This is a genomic window from Rhodococcus sp. BP-160 (assembly GCF_019836205.1).
Taxonomy (GTDB): Bacteria; Actinomycetota; Actinomycetes; order Mycobacteriales; family Mycobacteriaceae; genus Rhodococcoides.
On the sequence record NZ_JABUEK010000003.1, the window covers coordinates 294,621 to 312,130 of the forward strand.

The window sequence follows — 17,510 nt, forward strand, 5'->3', positions numbered from 1 at the left end:
GCATGAAGGTGTGAGTACCGCGAACCTGACCCGCGCCGAGACCGCCGACCGCGCCCGGGTGGTGTCCGACGTGCGATACGACGTGGCGCTGGACCTGACCGAGGCACGGACCCGAGCCGAGTTCGGCACCGTCACCACCGTGAGCTTCGCGGCCACCGCGTCGTCGACGTGGATGGACTTCCTCGGTGCCGGCGTGGACCGCGTGATCGTCAACGACCACGAACAGGAGGTGCAGTACGACGGTGCGCGGGTGCTGCTGCGTGATCTCGGGAGCCGCAACACCGTGCGCATCCACGCCCGCGGCTCGTACAGCCGCACCGGTGAGGGCCTGCACCGATTCGTCGATCCGGCGGACGGCGAGACCTACCTCTACACGCAGTACGAGCCCGCCGACGCGCGGCGCGTCTTCGTGAACTTCGAGCAGCCGGACCTCAAGGGACCGTTCGTCTTCCGGGTGAGCGCACCGGACGAGTGGACGGTGCTGTCGAACGAGCGGGTGGAGGAGACCACCACCGACGACGCAGGGTCGTCCACCCGTGTCTTCGCCGCCACGCAGCCGATCTCCACGTACATCACGGCCGTCGTCGCGGGCCCGTACCACCGCGCCACGTCGGAGTACCGCCGCGGCGACCTCACCATCGAACTCGGCGCGTGGTGCCGTGCGTCGCTCGGCGAGCACCTCGACCACGACGACATCTTCGACGTCACGCGCACCGGGCTCGACTTCTTCCACGATGCGTTCGAGTTCCCCTACCCCTTCGGGAAGTACGACCAGGTGTTCGTGCCCGAGTACAACCTCGGCGCCATGGAGAACCCAGGCTGCGTCACGTTCACGGAGTCGTACGTCTTCCGCAGCGCGGCCACCCGAGCGCAGTACGCACGGCGCGCGAACACGATCATGCACGAGATGGCGCACATGTGGTTCGGCGATCTGGTGACCATGCAGTGGTGGGACGACCTGTGGCTCAAGGAGTCCCTCGCCGACTACCTGGGCGCGTACGCCTCGGTCGCGGCCACCCGGTTCACCGACGCGTGGGTGTCGTTCGCCCTGCGCCGCAAGGCCTGGGCCTACTCGCAGGACCAGCTCCCGACCACCCACCCGGTCGTCGCCGACATCGTCGACCTCGAGGCGGCCAAGCTCAACTTCGACGGCATCACCTACGCCAAGGGCGCCAGCGTGATCAAACAACTCGGGGCCTTCGTCGGTGACGAGGCCTTCTTCGAGGGCGCCCGCGCGTACTTCCGCGCTCGGGCCTTCGGGACGGCCACCCTGCGCGACCTGCTCGACGCCCTGGCAGCACCGGCCGGTCGGTCGCTCGACGACTGGTCGGCCGCCTGGCTCGAGACCACCGGCGTGTCGACCGTGCTGTACGACCGCACCAGAGGTGTTCTCACGCAGACGGATCCGCGTCCTCAGCGGTTGGACATCGCGTGCCTGTCGCCGGACGAGAACGGCCACCTCGTCGATGCGGAACCGATCTCGGTGCACATCACCGACGCGGAGACCCCGCTCGCACTGCCCGACGCCGCGGTGATCCTGCCGAACGACGGCGATCTCACGTACGCGAAGGTGCGCCTGGACGCGCGGTCGATGGAGGCGACGATGCAGTCGCTGGACCGCATCCCCGACGACCTGCGCCGCGCGCTGGTGTGGTCCTCCTGGTGGAACGCGACGCGTGATGCCGAACTGCCTGCGCAGACGTACGTCGATCTCGCCGTCCGCTTCGCACCCACCGAGTCGCATCCGGCCGTGCTCGGATCGATTCTCGCGGACACCGCGGTCGCGGTGGAGCACTACGCCGCGGACCGGGACGGTGTCCGGCAGCGGTGGACCGCGACGGCGGCCGAGCAGCTCGCCGGGGCGCCGGCCGGGTCGGACGCGCAGCTCGAGTGGTTCCGGGCGTTCTCCGCCGCGGCGTCACACGACCCGTCGCACGCCGGAAGGGTGCGCGCGTTGCTCTCCGGCGAGGACTCCGTCGACGGTCTCGAACTGGACGCCGAGCAGCGCTGGGGCCTGTGGTTCGCCCTGTCGGCGACCGGTCACACCGACGAGGCCGAGCTGGCGACGGTGCTCGAGTCCGACCGCACGGGGGCCGGTGAGGTGCAGTACGCCGCCGCGGTGGCGGCGCAGCCCGTCGCGTCGGTGAAGGAGGCGACCTGGGCCGCCCTGACCGGTTCGGACGCCCTGAGCAACGAGCGGGTGGGGGCGCTGATCCGCGGCTTCACCGCCGGACCGTCACGCACGCTGATCGAGCGCTTCGACGAGCAGTACTACGCCCTGCTGGAGACCTTCTGGCGGGAGCGGAGCATCGAGATCGCTCGACGACTCGTCATCGGGCTCTTCCCGTCGGCCGCCCACAGCGAGGACGCCGATCGCTGGCTCTCGGGTCACCCGGACGTACCCGCGGCTCTGCGACGGTGCGTGATAGAGCAGCGCGACCACCTGGCCCGCGCTCTCGCCGCACGGTCACTCTCCGCGCAGGCGTGAGTGCAGATCCTCGCGGTCGCGGCGACGCTTCTCGTCGACGGCGGCGATGTCCTCGTTGACGCGTCGGCGCAGTCCCTTAAAGAGCACGAGCGACAGGGGGAACGCGACGACCAGGGCGAACACCATGGCGATCAGCAGCGGCACGGTCACCCCGACCAGCGCGGCACCGAAGTAGATGACGGCCGCGACCACAGCGATGAGACCGAGCCGGGCGGCGGTGTAGAGGCCGAGATCGCGGACCAGTCGGCCCTTCGCCGACCCGCTCGGGGTGCTGCCGGTGGGGATGGGATCGGTCATGGACACAGATTACCGGAGCCGTTCGACGTATCCGATTTGTCCATTACCTCCCCTTTACCAACATTAGAAGAGTCGAGTACCCGGGGGTCTCGGTGCCACCATGGGCAACGGATGCGGACATACAGCCGCATTCGACCGAGATGAAGACTGTGTCCCTGGAGGATCGCGATGAGTGCACCGGCTTACACCCCCACGCAGGAGAACCTGCTCACCCCCGGCCAGGTGGCCGCACTCTTCCATGTCGATCCGAAGACCGTCACGCGCTGGGCCCACGCCGGCCGGCTCGGATCGCTCCGCACTCCCGGCGGCCACCGTCGCTTCCGCGAGTCCGAGGTCATGCAGCTCCTGACCTCGCTCACCACCGAGGCGCACCGCTGATCACGCGTCACCCCTAGAGCGCCACCCACTCGTCACCGAGTCGACCATCGGTCGCCACTCGCGGTGTTCGTGCCGGACACCAGTGCGTGCGAGCAGATTCTCAGGATCTTGCGAGCTCGACTCGAGTGCCCCGGCGCTCCGCCACGACTACGCTCGGTAGTGGAGGTGCGTGATGATCTATGTTCTGGCTCTGATCGGGCTCGTGGTCGTGATCGTGCTCCTCTGGAAGTCTTTCGGCCCCGAGACCGGGGCACCCAGAGGACGCGTCACCGGACCGGACGACGACCCGGAGTTCCTGTGGAAGATCAGGAACAACCCTGCACGTGATCGTGGCAACGGTCCCGAGCGTCCCGATGCGGGAACGCCCGGTTCCGTCGACTGAGTCCCGTCACGCGGTGCGGTGCGGTGCAGCGGACGACCGTCACCGCGTGACGTGGGGCGGGAACTCGGCGGTCATCGCTGCTGCCGTCTCGAGAAGCGCCGTGCGCGTCGCCGGCGCGAGAGCGTCGAGGTCGACCTCCGCCCCCTGAGCGAGATGGTCGTCGTACGGGATCACCCGCACGGCGCGGCATCGCTGACCGAAGTGGTCGACGATCTTCGAGACGTCGATGACCTTCGACCCGGGCCGCACCATGTTGACCACTGTCAACGACTGCTCCACCAGATGCCGGTAACCGTGCGCGTCGAGCCAGTCCATCGTCGCCGATGCACTCCGCGCACCGTCCACCGATCCGCTGCTCACGATCACCAGCCCGTCGGCGCTGCGCAGGATCGCCCGCATCGCCGAGTGCAGAAGTCCCGTTCCGCAGTCGGTCAGCACGATGTTGTAGAACCGCTCCAGCACGGCCACCGTGGTCTCGTAGTCGTACGCGTCGAACGCCTCCGACATGGCCGGATCGGACTCCGACGCCAGCACTTCGAGCCGGTGGTGATTCTGGGACGTGAAGTCGCGGACCGCGCTGTACTTGTCGATGTCGCGGGCATCCTTCAGCAGGTCGCGCACCGTCTTCTCGGTCTCCAGCGGAACCCGGGAGCTCAGCGTTCCGCGGTCGGGGTTCGCGTCCACGGCGATCACACGGTCGCCCCGGACCGACGAGAACGTCGATCCCAGCGCCGCCGCCACCGTGGTCTTCCCGACGCCTCCCTTGAGGCTCAGGATCGCGATGCGATGACACCCGTGCAACGGGTTGCCGACCTGACGGATCAAGGCGAGCCGCCGCTGCTCCTTGGCACTGTTGCCCACGTTCACCCGGCCACCGGTGACGTCGAAGAGCGTGCGGCGCCAGCCGCCCGTCGGTGGGGGCGGCGAGGTCCGCAGCAGCCGTGATGTCGAGAGGTCGTGCGCCGTGGGCGGTTGCATCGGCGAGGCAGGTATTTGCTGGATCGCCGGATCCGTCGGCGTCGACGCGGACGGGATCCGCCCGTCGTCCTGCGGGCCGGGCGACCACCCGTCCCAACGATCGTCCGTCACCGATTCCCCCCGGCGGTCATGTCGAGCCGACGGTCAGTTCAGACCCGCGTACGAGTGCAGACCGGAGACGACCATGTTGATGATGAAGAGATTGAACAGCATGGCGACGAAGCCCGCGACGTTGATCCACGCCGCGCGGGTGTTCCGCCAGCCCGACGTCGCCCGTGCGTGCAGGTACGCCGCGTAGACGACCCACGCGATGAAGGACACCGTCTCCTTGGGATCCCAGCCCCAGAAACGTCCCCACGCGGCCTCGGCCCAGATCGCACCGAGGATGACGCCGGCGCCGAACAGCGGGAAGCCGATGATCGTGGTCTTGTAGGCCAGGCGGTCGAGCGTGCGGGCGTCCGGAAGACGCTGGGCGAACCGGGCGAGTGCACCCGTGTTCGCGCCGTCCTCCGTGGCGGGGAAGCGCATCCGCAGCAGGAACAGCAGCGACGCGACGCCGGCCACCAGGAAGATTCCGCTGCCGATGCTGACGATGGTCACGTGGATCGGCAACCAGTACGAGCGCAGGGCCGGGACCACGGGGGCCGCGTCGGCGTAGAGGACCGTCGCCGCGAGGAACATCAGGATCATGACCGGGACGACCACGAAGATCAGCGTCGGGCGCATCTTCCGCAGCGCGATGATCGAGGTCGCCGTCGCGGCGGCCGTGGCCATCGTCACGAACTCGTACATGTTGCCGAGCGGGAACCGGTCGGTGGCGAATCCGCGCAGCACGATCGACGTGACCGTGAGCAGCAGACCGAGCACCACCAGCGCGTAGCCCATGCCGCCGTAGCGCTCGGACGCGGGACGCCGGGGCGCCTCCTCGATCCGACCGGGACCGGTGGGCCGCACGGGCGCCTTGCCCGCCGCGACGAGCTGCCGCTCGGACTTCTGCTCCGCAGCCGTGACGGTCTGCGTGGCGTACTGGGCGATGAGGAACACCGCCGCGAGCAGGTAGACACCGAACGCCGACCGGAAGGACCAGTCGCTGAACTGCGCGAGTGTGGCGTCGATCGGCATGGTCACTCCCTGTTGTTCGAGGTCGGTACGTCATCGGCGTCGGGTCGGTCGAGCACCCGCGCGGTGAGGCGGTCGAACTCGTCACCCCAGCCGGCCTGATCGGTCCGGGCGAGTCCGCCCACTTCTACTACGGTACGTCGTCGGTCGTCGTCCGTGCTCACGCGGACCCAGATGCGACGGCGCTTGATCACCAGGGACACCAGCAGACCGGCCATCATCGACAGCGCGAACACCAGCACCCACGTCTGCGCGGGGTCGTGCGAGACCTGCAGGTTGACGAATTCCTCGGCACCGTCGAATCGCACCTGCGTGCCGTCGGACAGCGTCGTCGACTCCCCCGGTGTCAGGTTGACGCGATCCTGCTTCACCAGCCGGCCCTGCTCCACCAGCACCTGGCTCAGCGAGAACAGCGACTGTGGATTACCGGTGTCGAGGCCGGTGTCGCCCTTGTAGATGTCGACGGCCACCGCCGGATCGTTCGGGGCGGGGAAGCTCGACGACAACAGCGAGCCGTGGAAGAACGCGGTGGGCGCGAACAACCCCTCGATGGCGATCTGGTTCTGGCGGCGGACATCGGGATCCGGGTACAGACCTCCGGGCGGATCGAAGCGGTGCACTCCGCTGGAGAGGAACGTGGTGCCGTCCGTGGGCTCCCACTGGACCGTCTCGGTACGGGTCTCCCCGTTGGGGAACGTCACCGTGAACGTCGGCGCGTATCCGTGTCCCTGCAGGTAGACGCGGTCACCGGCGACCCGCAGCGGATGGTTGACCTGCAGGGTGTCCGGGCGCCAGGTGTTCGTGACCAGGTCGTCGCCGGCCTGGTACTCGATGTCGGACGTGAACTGCTCGGCCTGCCCGTTCTCGAGGTAGTCGGCCGTGAAGTTCTTCACCCGCACGCAGAGCGGGGTCATGCCCGTGCCGTCCTCGCTGTTGCCGGCCCGGAACGAGTCGAACTGGGCGGGCGAGGTGGTGCAGATGCCCGGGCCGTCGTTCGCGATGACGACGACGTTGCCCTCGTAGCTGAAGAGCTTCCCGACGGCGATGGCCACGAGCAGACCGACGAGCGACAGGTGGAACACCAGGTTGCCTGCCTCGCGCAGGTACCCCTTCTCCGCGGACAGCGTCAGGGCGCCGCTCTCCTCGGTGCGCCGCATCTTCCGCCAGCCGCGCATCCGGCCGTCGATCTCGTCGAGGAGAACGTCGGGTGCCGTGTCGACCTCGGTGCGCAGGTGGTGGGGCAGCCGCCCCAGGTTGCGCGGGGTGGCGACCGGCGAGGTGCGCAACGCGCGGGCGTGGTCGACGCACCGCGGCAGGATGCAGCCGACCAGCGAGACGAACAGCAGGACGTAGATCGCCGTGAACCAGAAGCTGCCGAAGACGTCGAACAACTCCAGCCGGTCCATGACGGGCCCCAGGGACGGGCGGTCCGCGATGTACTGGTCCACCTTCCCCGAGTTGAGGCTGCGCTGCGGCAGCAGCGCACCCGGGATCGCGGCCAGGGCGAGGAGGAACAGGAGCACGAGTGCCGTGCGCATCGAGGTCAGGCCGCGCCAGGTGTTCCGGACTGCGGCGACGACGCGCCCCGCCGGAGACTGCCGCGGCGGGCGCGCCTCGGCGTCCGGGCGGGCCGACAGGTCAGTGCTCATATCTCTTTCTCGTCCACTAGATCGGCAGGGTCACGCTGGTCACCGCTCCGTCGCGGATCCAGCTGACGAACAGGTCCCAGGCGCCGGTCACCAGTGCGATGCCGACAGCCACCAGCATCAGACCGCCGAACACCTGGATGGCACGGGCGTTGCGGCGCAGCCATCCGACGCCGCGCAACGCGCTGACGGAGCCGAACGCCAGAACGACGAAGGGCAGTCCCAGTCCCAGGCAGTAGGCGACGATCAGCACCACACCGCGCGCCGCGGTGGTGCCCTCGGTGCCGGCCGTCAGCGAGATGACGCCCGCCAGCGTGGGTCCGAGACACGGGGTCCATCCGAGCGCGAACACGCCACCGAGCAGCGGTGCCCCGAGGATGCTGCCGACGCGGCGCGGTTCGAAGCGCGTGTCGCGCTGCAGGGCGGGGATCAGACCGAGGAAGACGAGACCCATCGCGATGGTGACGACGCCGCCCACACGCTGCAGGATCTCGCGGTTCACCGACAGCACCGAGATGGCGCCGAAGACCGAGGCCGTGGCCAGGACGAACACCACGGTGAATCCGAGAACGAAGAGGGCCGCGGCACCGGCGACGCGGCTGCGACCCCGCACCAGAGTCTTGGTGGCCGCCTCGTCGGCGGTGACGGACGGGGAGTCCGCTCCGACGACTCCGGCCAGGTAGGACAGGTAACCCGGAACCAGGGGGACGACGCAGGGCGATGCGAAGGACACCAGACCGGCGAGCAGGCAGGCACCGAGAGCCAGGAACAGCGGCCCCGACGCGGCAGCCGACTGGAACGCCTCACCCATCGGACACGTCGGGTGGCTCGGCTGCGATGCGCTCGACCACGGGCTGCAGGTCGCTCGCGAGAAGCTCCGTCAGGAACACCGCGGCGACGCGGTGCTCACGGTCGAGCACGATCGTGGTCGGGACGACGGTGGTCGGGTAGTTCGATCCGAGAGCGAGGAGGGTGCGCAGCGGCGGGTCGTAGATGGACGGGTACGTCACGTTGTTGTCGATGACGAAGTCCTGCGCCTTGTCCTGCTGGTTGTCGCGCACGTTGATGCCCAGGAACTGCACACCCTGGTCCTTCGTCGCCTCGAAGACCTGCTCGAGATCGTCGGCCTCACCACGGCAGGGGCCACACCACTGACCCCAGATGTTGAGGACGACGACCTGGCCCTCGTAGTCGGACAGCGACGTCGTCGTGCCCTCGGTCATGAGGTCGGGTCCGGAGAGGTTCCCCACGGTGCCGCGGTCGGCGGGCGGGTCGTAGAAGATCGACGTCTTGCCGCCGGGTGAGACGAACTCGAAGGTCCCACCCTGTGCCACGGCGTCGGTACCCGTGGCGCACCCGGTGAGAACGGTGGCGGCCACGAGCAGCGGCGCGAGCAGGCGGGCGGGTCTCATGCGCCGGTCTGGAGGGGGTCCGACGCCCCTGCGGGCTCGGAGTAGACGATGTCGACGAGGGTGTCGCCCTCGTAGATCAGCGAGGTGAGCGACGCGAGGCCGCACTGGCGGTTGCGGGGGTCGTGCCACAACCGGTCGCCCTGCAGGAAGCGGCGCAGGGTCCACACGGGCAGCTGATGACTCACGCACACGGCCTCGTGGCCCACGGCCGCGACGCGAGCCGCGTTGACGGCGGCCAACATCCGGTGGGCGATCTGCAGGTAGGGCTCGCCCCACGAGGGGGTGAACGGGTCACGCAGCTTGAGCCAGTGGCGGGGCCGGCGAAGCGCACCGTCTCCGACGGCGACCTTCAGACCCTCGAAGTCGTTCCCGGCCTCGATGAGGTTCTCGTCCGTCTCGATGGTGAGCCCGAACGCCGACGCGATGGGCGCCGCCGTCTCCTGCGCGCGTTGCAGCGGGGAGGCGACGACGTGCGTGACGTCGTGCCCGGCGAGCACGTTCGCCACCGTGCGCGCCTGGGCCTGACCGTTCACCGACAACCGGAAGTTCGGGAGGCGCCCGTAGAGGATTCCCTTGGGGTTGTGCACCTCGCCGTGCCGCATCACGTGCACGATCGTGCGGGTGTCGGCGTGCGGGTGCCCGGAAGTGTCGATACCGGACGCGTCGCTGTTTGTCGGGTCGGTCGGGGACGACTCGGTCATGACGGTGCTTTCTGCTCGGCAGCGGCTGCTGCGGCGGCGGCGTGGGGAGCGGCCGCCTCGATGATCTCGAACGCGCGGTCGTCGAGCGCCGCGGAGACGAACCAGGCCTCGAACGCGCTCGGCGGCGGGTACACGCCGCGGCTCAGGAGCGCGTGGAAGAACGCGGGGAAGCGCCAGGTGGCGGCCGCCTTGGCGCCCGCGTAGTCGATCACCGGTTCCTCGGAGAAGAAGACGCTGACCATGTTGGCGGCGTACTGCACGCGGTGCGGGACGCCCGCCGCGGTGAGCGCGTCACCGAGGATGCCGCCCAGACGGGTGGAGTTCGCGTCGAGTGCCGCGTAGACGTCGGCGTCCGCCGCGCGCAGCGTCGCCAGACCGGCGGCGACCGCGACGGGGTTACCCGACAGGGTGCCGGCCTGGTAGACGGGGCCCGCGGGGGCGAGGTAGCTCATGATGTCGGACCGGCCACCGAACGCGGCCGCGGGCAGGCCGCCGCTCATGACCTTGCCGAAGGTGTAGAGGTCTCCGGCGATGCCGTCGACGCCGTACCACCCCGACGCGCTGACGCGGAAGCCTGTCATGACCTCGTCCATGATCAGCAGTGCGTCGTGCGCACGGGTCAGGCGCTGCAGACCCTCGTTGAAGCCGGGCTGCGGCGCCACCGCACCCATGTTGCCCGCCGCGGCCTCGGTGATGACGCACGCGATCTGCCCCGGGTGGTCGGCGAACGCCTTCGCTACCGCATCGAGGTCGTTGTAGGGAACGACGATGGTGTCGGCCGCCTGCGCACCCGTCACGCCGGGCGACGTCGGCAGCCCGAGGGTGGCGACGCCCGAGCCGGCGTCGGCGAGCAGGGCGTCGACATGGCCGTGGTAGCAGCCGGAGAACTTGACGATCTTGCTGCGACCGGTGAACCCGCGGGCCAGACGCACCGCACTCATGGTCGCCTCTGTGCCCGAATTCACCAGGCGTACCTCGTCGACGGGATCGACGCGGCGCACGATCTCCTCCGCCAACTCGATCTCGCCGAGCGTGGGTGCGCCGAAGGACAGTCCCGTGGAGGCCGCCTTCTGCACCGCCTCGACCACGGCCGGGTGGGCGTGACCGAGAATCATCGGTCCCCACGAGGAGATGAGGTCGACGTAGTTGTTGCCGTCGGCGTCGCGCAGGGTGTATCCGCTGGCCTCGGCCATGAACCGCGGGGTTCCGCCCACGGAGTGGAAGGCCCGCACGGGCGAGTTCACGCCACCGGGGATGACGGCGGACGCGCGTGCGAAGAGTTCTGCGGATCGGGCGGTGGGGACGCCGGTGTCGGTTCCGCTCGAAGGAGTCACGCCCTCCAGTCTTTCACAGGACGCGGAGTGCTCTTTCTGATAAGGAGCAGTCTCACACCGGCTGTCTCACGCCTCGATCAGGAGCTGCATCCAGGTCAGGTCGAGCCACCGCCCGAACTTGACGCCGACCTGCGGCATGACACCCACCACCGTGAAGCCGAACTTCGCGTGCAGGGCGATCGAGGTGGTGTTCGAGGACTCGATTCCCGCGACGATCGCGTGGACGTCCCCACGGCGGGCGCGCTCGATCAGTTCCGCCATCAACGCGGTCGCGACGCCGCGCCGATGGAAGCCGTCGGCGACGTACACGGAGTTCTCGACGGTGTGCCGGTAGCCGGACTTCGGACGGAACGGCCCGTAGGACGCGTAGCCCGCGACCCGCCCGTCGATCTCGGCGGTGAGGATCGGCAGGGCGGCGCCGGTGCGCTGGTCGAACCAGGCCTGCCGGTCCGCGAGTCCCACCTGCTCCTCGTCCCAGATCGCGGTCGTGTCCGCGATGGCGGCGTTGTGCACGGTGAGGATCTCGGGCAGGTCGGCGGGCACGGCGTCGCGAATCAGCACAGCGACACGGTAGTCGGCTGCAGGGAGGCACGATCGACGAGAATCGACTTGGTCGAAAGTGTTAAATCTGTGTTACACCGGGCATATCCTTCTGCCATGACGGCACCACACGAGCCCGACCGGCACCCGGGATCCCGACTGGCCTGGCCGGAGGGGTTCCGCGAGCACCTCGTCGAGCAGTGCGACGGCTTCAGCTCGATCATGTCGCGCGCCATCGCGGACAACGGCGCCTCGCTCTTCCGCGACGGCCCCTACGCCCCGTCGACCCCGCAGGCTGCGTCGATGGACGCCACGAGTGTGATGTTTCGCAAGATTCGCGCGGTGTGGCGTGAATTTCTGTGGCCGCGCTGACAAGTCCCTCCCGGGCAACTCGAGTTTTGGTTACCGTCGAGTATGACCACTACCGAGACCGGCACCACTGACACCGGCACGTCCTCCGACAACGCTGCTCAGCTGGCGAATCACCTGCGCAGGACTCTCGACGGACGGTGGCGCGACGTACGGAACCAGACGCGCGAGCAGCTCGCGCGTCACGAGTTCGCACCGCACTACACACCCAACACCGCCATCGCGCGGACCAAGGCTTTCGAGCAGCTGCGTGTGCTCGCCGCGGCCGGCGCGGCAGAGTCCGGTTTCGCCAAAGAGGTCGGCGGCACGGGCGACATCGGCGCCGCCGTCACGATGATCGAGATGCTCGCCATGTCGGATCTATCGCTCATGGTGAAAGCCGGCGTGCAGTGGGGCCTCTTCGGTGGCGCGATCGAGAACCTCGGCACCGAGAAGCACCACAAGGAGTTCATCAAGCCCCTGATCGATCTCGAGACGCTCGGCTGTTTCGCGATGTCGGAGACCGGCCACGGCAGCGACGTGCAGTCGATCGGCACCACCGCGACGTACGACCGCGAGACGCAGGAATTCGTGATCCACACGCCGGACAAGTCCTCGCGCAAGGACTACATCGGCGGCGCCGCCGAGTCGGCGAAGTACGCCGCCGTGTTCGCGCAGCTGATCACCGCCGGACCGGGTGAGGAGCCCGAGAGCAAGGGCGTGCACTGCTTCGTCGTCCAGATCCGCGACGAGAACTTCGGCAGCGACCTCCCCGGCGTCACCACGTTCGACATCGGCTACAAGGGCGGCCTGCCCGGCGTGGACAACGGCCGCATCATGTTCGACCACGTCCGCATCCCGCGCGAGTACATGCTCAACAAGATCGCGGACGTCGCGGCCGACGGCAGCTACTCCTCGGACATCGACAACCCGAACCGGCGCTTCTTCACCATGCTGGGCACCCTCATCCGCGGCCGCATCACCGTGGGCGGTTCGGCGGGCGCCGCGGCGCGCGTCGCGCTGACCATCGCGACGAAGTACGCGCTGCAGCGCAAGCAGTTCAGCGCGCCCGGGACCGACGACGAGGTCACGATCATGGACTACCTCGTCCACCAGCGTCGGCTGTTCCCGCTCATCGCCAAGTCGTACGCGCTGCAGTTCGCGCAGAACGAGCTCGTCTCGAAGATGCACGACATCCAGAGCGCCGAGGACCCCGACGCCACCGAGCAGCGGGAACTCGAGTCGCGCGCGGCCGGCCTGAAGGCAGCGAACACCTGGCACGCGACGAAGGCGATCCAGGAGTCCCGCGAGGCCTGCGGCGGCGCGGGCTACCTCGCGGAGAACCGACTCATCGCGCTCAAGGCGGACTCGGACGTCTTCACCACCTTCGAGGGCGACAACGTGGTGCTCACGCAGCTCGTCGCGAAGGAGCTGCTCACCGCGTACGCCCACGAGGTCCGCTCGTTCGGTGCGGCCGACTGGGTGAAGTTCGCCGCCGGCACGGTCGGCGACGTGGTGAAGAAGCGCACGGCGGCGGCGCCCATCATCCAGACCCTCGTCGACTCGCGTCAGGACAACGAGGAGGAGGGCAGCCTCTTCAACCGCGGCACCCAGATCTCGATGTTCGAGGAGCGCGAGGAGTACCTCATCTCCACGTCCGCGAAGCGTCTGAACGGGTTGTCCAAGAAGATGAGCCAGTTCGACGCGTTCAACGCGGTGCAGGACCACATCCTGCACGCGGCCACGGCGCACGTCGATCGCGTGGTGCTCGAGGCGTTCGTCGCCGGCATCGACAACTGCGAGGACGACGACGCCAAGGAACTGCTCGGCGAGGTGTGCGACCTCTACGCGCTCACCACGATCGACGCCGACAAGGCCTGGTTCATCGAGCACCGCTACATCTCCACGGAGCGGTCGAAGGCCGTCACGCGCGGGATCAACGAGCGCTGCCGCACGCTGCGCCCGCACGCCCACACGCTGATCGACGCGTTCGGCGTTCCCGAGGCGCTGCTCGGTGCGGCGATGCTCGCCGACGACGAGCCGGGTGAAGTGAAGGAATCCGTCACCGCCGACTAGGCCGGCACCCCTTCGGCCCCCTCGCGAGTACGCCCAGGATGTCGTGATTCAGTGCTCCACAACGACACTATGGGCGTACTCGCCGGGGGCGGGGCTCAGGAACGGACGAGGCGAGCGATCGCCTCGGACGCCTCCCTGACCTTCGCGTCCGCTTCGGGTCCGCCCTCGCGGGCCGCGTCCACGACGCAGCCCGCGAGGTGGGCGTCCAGCAACTTCAGCGACACGGACTGCAGCGCCTTGGTGACGGCCGAGACCTGCGTCAACACGTCGATGCAGTACCGGTCGTCGGCCACCATGCGAGAGATGCCGGCCACCTGTCCCTCGATGCGGCGCAAGCGCTTGAGGAGGTCGTCCTGATCGAAACTGCTCATGCGTCCAGAGTACCCCCAGGGGGTAACGGGTAGAGGTCAGCGCCGCCGCACGACGCGCATCACCAGGTACACCGCGACGGCCGCCGCGACCACGGAGAGAGCCGCCCACGGCCCCGCGACACGGGTCGAGTCGTACGTGACCGAGAACCCCTCGAACGACGACGTGGTGGGGAACTGCTCGGTCACGGTGGTCGTGGTCCTCGACTGCACCCACAGAACCACGGCCACGACGGCGAGGACGACCGCGACCACCACCGGAGCGAACCGGCGCATCACGCGTCGGGCTCCGCGTCGGTGGCGGGCGCCACGAGTGCGAGCAGTTCCTCGCGGAGCGTCTCGTCGTCCTTCGCCCACGCCTGGACCAGGCCGGTGCCCCGCAGCTTCAGGCCGACGCCGGTCCGCTTGCGCGGCACCCCGGACAGCTCCCCCAGCACTCGCGCGGCCTGCCACTTCTCCAGGGTGTTCCCGTTGGCGTCGTAGTCGGGCTCCGGGTACACCTCGAGGATGTCCGCGATGGCGACGTTCTCCGTGCCCTGGCTCAGCGTCGTCGGCGTCAGGATCACCGTGGCGTGCCGACGGGCGGCCACGATCTGCACGTAGGTGAAGGCCATGAGAACCAGCGCGATCACGACGAGCGCCACGTAGTGCACGACGGGTCCCGTGTAGATCTCGACGCCGAGAGCGATGAGACAGAAGATCGGTCCCCAGGCCAGGGCGCGCCACTTCGCGCCGTACTCGGCGAAGATCACCGGTTCCGTCTCGTCGCTCACGGGGCCTCCGGTGCCGCGAACCACGGCGCCGCGGACGGTCGGTACACGAGCACGCAGGCCACGAAGAAGAGGATCGCCCCGAGCGTCGCCAACAGGGGCACGATGGCGAAGCCGACGGTCACCGAGCCCAGGAGCACCAGCCCGAAGACGATCGACAGGACCGTCAGTGCCCGGCGGAACCGCGGATCGCCGCGTCGACACGCGGGCCCCGCGAGGAATCCGATGGCCAGTCCGACGATGATCTCGAGGACACCGACCGTGCGCAGCACCGTGATGACGCTCTCCACGGCATCCGGCTCGCCCCCGGTCTCGGTCAGCTGGGTCCGCAGCGAGTCGGCCGGGAACGTCAGCGAGATGAGGCCGAGCAGCACGACGAGGACGGCCCCGAGAACCCACACGGCGAACGCGACGGTGACGATCCGGGGACGGGCGGGCGACGCGGGCTCGGGCTTCTCGACGTTCACTCGACCATCCTGCCAAGACGCCTCCACACGGTGGAGTCCAGGCGTCTCTCGATCAGGTGAGGACGGCCGGCAGAAGCACTGCGGCAGCCATGAGAATGCCCGTGATCAGCACGATGGCGAGCAACCACAACTCGCGTCGGCCACTGCTGCACTCGACGGTCTGCATACGAGTGCGAGGCGCCGTGGAACCGGCGGAGGTGGAGGAGAAATCGGCGGGCAACACTGTCTCCGTACTGATCAGAATGCTTGTGACAGTGGTCACGATACACCGATCGATGTTTGACGCAAAAAGACAGCCTGACCAGGCAGGACGGGCGTCTCAGGCGCCCGAGAAGCCGCTGGCGACGACGAGGACGACCACCACCACGGCAGACGTCAGGAGCAGCAGGGCGAACACCTCGGCGAGAGGGTTGCGGCGGTCGTTGGCGTCGTGCCCGACCGTCTGTCGTGGGGTCATGAAGATCCTCCGATCAGGGTGTGTCCGATCGTCAGAACCATAACGCCACTTCTGTAACTCAGGTCACATCTGTCACGGCGTGTCGCAGGTCAGCGCGGTGATCTCCGGGAGAGGAAGTACTCCGACGACTCGCGTCGATGCATCAGATACACCGCACCCGCGGCCGCGACGGCCTGCAGGATCCCGAGCACCGCGGTGACCAGGGCGATCGCGCCTCCGGAACCGAGGCCGAACAGCGTGGGAATCGTGGTGACGACGATGACCACGCCGATCGCCGTGAGAACCGCGCGCGCCCAGAGCTTCCCGGCCCGCATCTTCCGCACCACCAGGAGGACGAGCCCAGCGATCAGCACCCCGACGATCAACGACAACACCATGGCCACGACGAGCACGGTGTCCGCGGTCTCGGGCGGCAGTGCCAACGACGGGTCCTGCGCCTCGAGGTCCGTCAGGAACGCGTCGAGAAAGGCGTCACGGTCGGTGAACAGGGAGTAGAGCCCGATGAGCATCGAGAGCAGACCGATGCCGATCACGCCGAACCACAAGTGGCGCGCCGTCTCGATGTCGACCGGCGCCTCGCTGTTCTCCGGTGACCGCATCGGCTGCATCGCACTCGGGGGCAGACCCTCGGGGTGCCAGTTGCCCTGCGGCTGCTGACCCCACTGCGGCTGCTGACCCCACTGCGGCTGACCCTGCGGATCGTGGGGGTCGTGGCGAGGGTCCTCCGGGTTGCCGCCCGGGCGCTGGTCGTTCACAGCCGCGTCGCGATCTCGGTGGCCCAGTAGGTGAGGACGATGTCGGCGCCGGCTCGGCGAATACTGGTGACGGACTCCATGATCGCCGCGTCGCGGTCGATCCACCCGTTCTGCGCGGCGGCGGTGATCATCGCGTACTCCCCCGAGATCTGATAGGCGGCGACGGGCACGGGCGACGCGTCGGCCACGTCGCGCAGGATGTCGAGGTAGCTCATCGCGGGCTTCACCATCACCATGTCGGCACCCTCGGCGATGTCGAGGTCGAGTTCGCGCATCGACTCGCGCCGATTGGCCGAATCCTGCTGATAGGTCCGGCGATCGCCGCGCAACGTAGACCCGACGGCCTCGCGGAACGGGCCGTAGAACGCGGAGGCGTACTTCGCCGTGTAGGCCAGCTGACCCACGTCGGCGAATCCGGCGGTGTCGAGGCCCTCGCGGATCGCGCCGATCTGCCCGTCCATCATGCCGCTCGGGCCGAGCAGGTGAGCGCCCGATTCCGCCTGCGCCACAGCCATGTCCACGTAGCGCACCAGCGTCGCGTCGTTGTCGACGCTGCCGTCCGCGGCGAGGACACCGCAGTGACCGTGGTCGGTGAACTCGTCGAGGCACGTGTCCGCCATCAGGACGGTGCTGTCGCCGAGGCCGTCCCGGAGCCGACGCAGACCTGTGTTCAGGATGCCGTCGGGATCCGAGGCCATCGACCCCTGTCCGTCCTTGTCCTCCGGACGCGGAACCCCGAAGAGCATCAGACCGCCGACTCCGGCCCGCACGGCCTCGTCGGCAGCGGCGGACAGCGAGTCCAGGGTGTGCTGGACGACGCCCGGCATGGAGCTGATCTCGCGCGGGGCATCGAGGCCGTCGGCCACGAACATCGGCAGCACGAGGTGCCGCGGTTCGAGCGACGTCTCCGCCACCAACCGGCGGATGGCTGGGGTACGACGCAGTCGCCGGGGACGGTCTACGGGGAACACGGAACCCTCACTTCGTTCGGCCG

General features: G+C 68.7%; 22 protein-coding genes. 5 read left to right on the forward strand and 17 right to left on the reverse strand.

Translation table 11 applies throughout. The annotated features are described in order from the left end of the window. Nucleotides 1-10 precede the first annotated feature (10 nt). Nucleotides 11-2,488: an aminopeptidase N gene (pepN, locus tag HQ306_RS13195; RefSeq protein ID WP_222631879.1), complete on the forward strand. Its 2,478-nt coding sequence runs from the start codon at nucleotides 11-13 to the stop codon at nucleotides 2,486-2,488. On the opposite strand, the gene HQ306_RS13200 is transcribed toward pepN, so the two are convergent. Beyond that, on the reverse strand, nucleotides 2,468-2,785 hold the full coding sequence (locus tag HQ306_RS13200; RefSeq protein ID WP_027504527.1) for a DUF4229 domain-containing protein: 318 nt from the start codon (nucleotides 2,783-2,785) through the stop codon (nucleotides 2,468-2,470). The genes pepN and HQ306_RS13200 overlap by 21 nt on opposite strands. A 168-nt stretch (nucleotides 2,786-2,953) precedes the next feature. On the opposite strand from HQ306_RS13200, the gene HQ306_RS13205 reads away from it, so the two are divergent. Beyond that, on the forward strand, nucleotides 2,954-3,163 hold the full coding sequence (locus HQ306_RS13205; protein WP_042574081.1) for a BldC family transcriptional regulator: 210 nt from the start codon (nucleotides 2,954-2,956) through the stop codon (nucleotides 3,161-3,163). A gap of 172 nt (nucleotides 3,164-3,335) precedes the next feature. Then, nucleotides 3,336-3,545 carry a hypothetical protein gene (locus HQ306_RS13210; RefSeq protein ID WP_027504525.1) on the forward strand — a complete coding sequence of 70 codons (210 nt, stop codon included), beginning with the start codon at nucleotides 3,336-3,338 and terminating at the stop codon, nucleotides 3,543-3,545. A gap of 39 nt (nucleotides 3,546-3,584) precedes the next feature. Here the strand turns inward: HQ306_RS13210 and HQ306_RS13215 are convergent, their stop codons facing one another. The 8 genes from HQ306_RS13215 to HQ306_RS13250 all read right to left on the reverse strand — a co-directional run bounded on the left by HQ306_RS13215 (nucleotide 3,585) and on the right by HQ306_RS13250 (nucleotide 11,296). After that, on the reverse strand, nucleotides 3,585-4,634 hold the full coding sequence (locus HQ306_RS13215; RefSeq protein WP_307091221.1) for a MinD/ParA family protein: 1,050 nt from the start codon (nucleotides 4,632-4,634) through the stop codon (nucleotides 3,585-3,587). Nucleotides 4,635-4,667: 33 nt separating this feature from the next. After that, nucleotides 4,668-5,645, reverse strand: coding sequence for a c-type cytochrome biogenesis protein CcsB (gene ccsB, locus HQ306_RS13220; RefSeq protein ID WP_056441651.1), 978 nt, complete (start codon nucleotides 5,643-5,645; stop codon nucleotides 4,668-4,670). Nucleotides 5,646-5,647: 2 nt separating this feature from the next. After that, complete coding sequence (locus HQ306_RS13225; RefSeq protein WP_222631882.1) at nucleotides 5,648-7,291, reverse strand: cytochrome c biogenesis protein ResB; 1,644 nt, start codon at nucleotides 7,289-7,291, stop codon at nucleotides 5,648-5,650. Nucleotides 7,292-7,307: 16 nt separating this feature from the next. Next, nucleotides 7,308-8,099, reverse strand: a complete 792-nt coding sequence (locus tag HQ306_RS13230; protein WP_027504522.1) for a cytochrome c biogenesis CcdA family protein — start codon at nucleotides 8,097-8,099, stop codon at nucleotides 7,308-7,310. Next, entirely contained in the window at nucleotides 8,092-8,700 is a 609-nt protein-coding gene (locus tag HQ306_RS13235) for a TlpA disulfide reductase family protein (RefSeq protein ID WP_222631884.1), read from the reverse strand. The genes HQ306_RS13230 and HQ306_RS13235 overlap by 8 nt, the downstream gene beginning before the upstream one ends. Further along, nucleotides 8,697-9,302 carry a histidine phosphatase family protein gene (locus HQ306_RS13240; protein ID WP_051613157.1) on the reverse strand — a complete coding sequence of 202 codons (606 nt, stop codon included), beginning with the start codon at nucleotides 9,300-9,302 and terminating at the stop codon, nucleotides 8,697-8,699. Before HQ306_RS13240 ends, HQ306_RS13235 begins: the two co-directional genes overlap by 4 nt. Nucleotides 9,303-9,397: 95 nt before the next feature. Then, entirely contained in the window at nucleotides 9,398-10,735 is a 1,338-nt protein-coding gene (gene hemL, locus HQ306_RS13245) for a glutamate-1-semialdehyde 2,1-aminomutase (protein ID WP_056441647.1), read from the reverse strand. A 66-nt stretch (nucleotides 10,736-10,801) separates the two neighbouring features. Then, nucleotides 10,802-11,296 (reverse strand): GNAT family N-acetyltransferase, encoded by a 495-nt coding sequence (locus HQ306_RS13250; RefSeq protein ID WP_222631886.1) that lies wholly within the window; start codon nucleotides 11,294-11,296, stop codon nucleotides 10,802-10,804. Nucleotides 11,297-11,392: 96 nt separating this feature from the next. Here HQ306_RS13250 and HQ306_RS13255 point away from each other — a divergent pair, with 96 nt between their 5' ends. Together HQ306_RS13255 and HQ306_RS13260 are read left to right on the forward strand one after the other, a co-directional pair. Next, entirely contained in the window at nucleotides 11,393-11,647 is a 255-nt protein-coding gene (locus HQ306_RS13255) for a hypothetical protein (protein ID WP_056441640.1), read from the forward strand. 42 nt (nucleotides 11,648-11,689) lie between these two features. Further along, nucleotides 11,690-13,699 (forward strand): acyl-CoA dehydrogenase, encoded by a 2,010-nt coding sequence (locus tag HQ306_RS13260; RefSeq protein WP_222631893.1) that lies wholly within the window; start codon nucleotides 11,690-11,692, stop codon nucleotides 13,697-13,699. A gap of 95 nt (nucleotides 13,700-13,794) precedes the next feature. Here the strand turns inward: HQ306_RS13260 and HQ306_RS13265 are convergent, their stop codons facing one another. From HQ306_RS13265 to hemB, 8 genes are all read right to left on the reverse strand, one after another. Continuing rightward, nucleotides 13,795-14,070, reverse strand: coding sequence for a metal-sensitive transcriptional regulator (locus tag HQ306_RS13265; protein WP_027504515.1), 276 nt, complete (start codon nucleotides 14,068-14,070; stop codon nucleotides 13,795-13,797). 36 nt (nucleotides 14,071-14,106) lie between these two features. Continuing rightward, nucleotides 14,107-14,346, reverse strand: a complete 240-nt coding sequence (locus tag HQ306_RS13270; protein WP_156380452.1) for a hypothetical protein — start codon at nucleotides 14,344-14,346, stop codon at nucleotides 14,107-14,109. Then, entirely contained in the window at nucleotides 14,343-14,840 is a 498-nt protein-coding gene (locus tag HQ306_RS13275) for a hypothetical protein (RefSeq protein WP_222631895.1), read from the reverse strand. Before HQ306_RS13275 ends, HQ306_RS13270 begins: the two co-directional genes overlap by 4 nt. Then, nucleotides 14,837-15,304 carry a hypothetical protein gene (locus HQ306_RS13280; RefSeq protein ID WP_051613085.1) on the reverse strand — a complete coding sequence of 156 codons (468 nt, stop codon included), beginning with the start codon at nucleotides 15,302-15,304 and terminating at the stop codon, nucleotides 14,837-14,839. Before HQ306_RS13280 ends, HQ306_RS13275 begins: the two co-directional genes overlap by 4 nt. 52 nt (nucleotides 15,305-15,356) lie before the next feature. Then, nucleotides 15,357-15,566, reverse strand: a complete 210-nt coding sequence (locus tag HQ306_RS13285) for a hypothetical protein (protein ID WP_027504511.1) — start codon at nucleotides 15,564-15,566, stop codon at nucleotides 15,357-15,359. Between the two features lie 57 nt (nucleotides 15,567-15,623). Next, nucleotides 15,624-15,761 carry a hypothetical protein gene (locus tag HQ306_RS13290; RefSeq protein WP_155956937.1) on the reverse strand — a complete coding sequence of 46 codons (138 nt, stop codon included), beginning with the start codon at nucleotides 15,759-15,761 and terminating at the stop codon, nucleotides 15,624-15,626. An 89-nt stretch (nucleotides 15,762-15,850) separates the two neighbouring features. Next, nucleotides 15,851-16,516, reverse strand: coding sequence for a DUF5336 domain-containing protein (locus HQ306_RS13295; protein ID WP_222631898.1), 666 nt, complete (start codon nucleotides 16,514-16,516; stop codon nucleotides 15,851-15,853). Beyond that, complete coding sequence (hemB, locus tag HQ306_RS13300; RefSeq protein ID WP_222631900.1) at nucleotides 16,513-17,487, reverse strand: porphobilinogen synthase; 975 nt, start codon at nucleotides 17,485-17,487, stop codon at nucleotides 16,513-16,515. Before hemB ends, HQ306_RS13295 begins: the two co-directional genes overlap by 4 nt. Between the last annotated feature and the right edge of the window lie 23 nt (nucleotides 17,488-17,510).